This is a genomic window from Mesorhizobium sp. WSM4846 (assembly GCF_055811415.1).
The window spans coordinates 1-1,177 of sequence record NZ_JBVVPZ010000097.1; the positions used below are offsets into that span (position 1 = coordinate 1).

Annotated in this window: 1 protein-coding gene; it reads right to left on the reverse strand. The window is 63.0% G+C overall.

From position 1 onward, the window contains the following. Position 1 precedes the first annotated feature (1 nt). Positions 2-1,177, reverse strand: coding sequence for an elongation factor Tu (tuf, locus tag AC0L15_RS33155; protein ID WP_091591201.1), 1,176 nt, complete (start codon positions 1,175-1,177; stop codon positions 2-4).

Sequence of the window (1,177 nt, forward strand, 5' to 3'; positions counted from 1 at the left end):
ATTACTCTTTGATGGTGACGACGATGCCGGCACCGACGGTGCGGCCGCCTTCACGGATGGCGAAGCGCAGCTTCTCTTCCATGGCGATCGGCACGATCAGCTCGACATCGACGGTGATGTTGTCGCCCGGCATCACCATCTCGGTGCCTTCCGGCAGCGACACAATGCCGGTCACGTCGGTCGTGCGGAAGTAGAACTGCGGCCGGTAGTTGGTGAAGAACGGCGTGTGACGGCCGCCCTCGTCCTTGGTCAGGATGTAGGCTTCAGCGACGAACTTCTTGTGCGGCTTGACCGTGCCCGGCTTGGCCAGAACCTGGCCGCGCTCGACACCTTCACGGTCGACACCGCGCAGCAGCGCGCCGATGTTGTCGCCGGCCTGGCCCTGGTCGAGCAGCTTACGGAACATCTCGACGCCGGTGCAGGTCGTCTTGGTGGTCGGACGGATGCCGACGATCTCAAGCTCCTCGCCGACCTTGACCACGCCGCGCTCGACGCGGCCGGTCACCACCGTGCCGCGGCCAGAGATCGAGAACACGTCCTCGATCGGCATCAGGAACGGCTTGTCCAGCGGACGAACCGGCGTCGGGATGTAGTCGTCGACCGCAGCCATCAATTCGCGGATCGAATCCTCGCCGATCTTCTTGTCGGAATCTTCCAAAGCCGCAAGCGCCGAACCCTTGACGATCGGAATGTCGTCGCCGGGGAACTCGTTCTTGGTCAAAAGCTCGCGCACCTCGAGCTCGACCAGCTCGAGCAGCTCGGCGTCGTCGACCTGGTCGACCTTGTTCAAGAACACCACGATCGACGGCACGCCAACCTGACGGGCCAGCAGGATGTGCTCGCGGGTCTGCGGCATCGGGCCGTCGGCGGCCGACACGACCAGGATCGCGCCGTCCATCTGCGCGGCACCGGTGATCATGTTCTTGACATAGTCGGCGTGGCCGGGGCAGTCGACATGGGCGTAGTGGCGGTTGGCCGTCTCGTATTCGACATGCGCCGTCGAGATGGTGATGCCGCGCGCCTTCTCCTCGGGCGCCGCATCGATCTGGTCGTAGCGCTTGTATTCGCCAAAATACTTGGTGATCGCCGCCGTCAGCGACGTCTTGCCATGATCGACATGGCCAATCGTGCCGATGTTCACATGAGGCTTTGTACGCTCGAATTTACCTTTTGCCAT

Coding starts and splice junctions, on each gene's coding strand:
- tuf (WP_091591201.1), bottom strand. CDS start 1,177: ATGGCAAAAGGTAAATTCGAGCGTACAAAGCCTCATGTGAACATCGGC.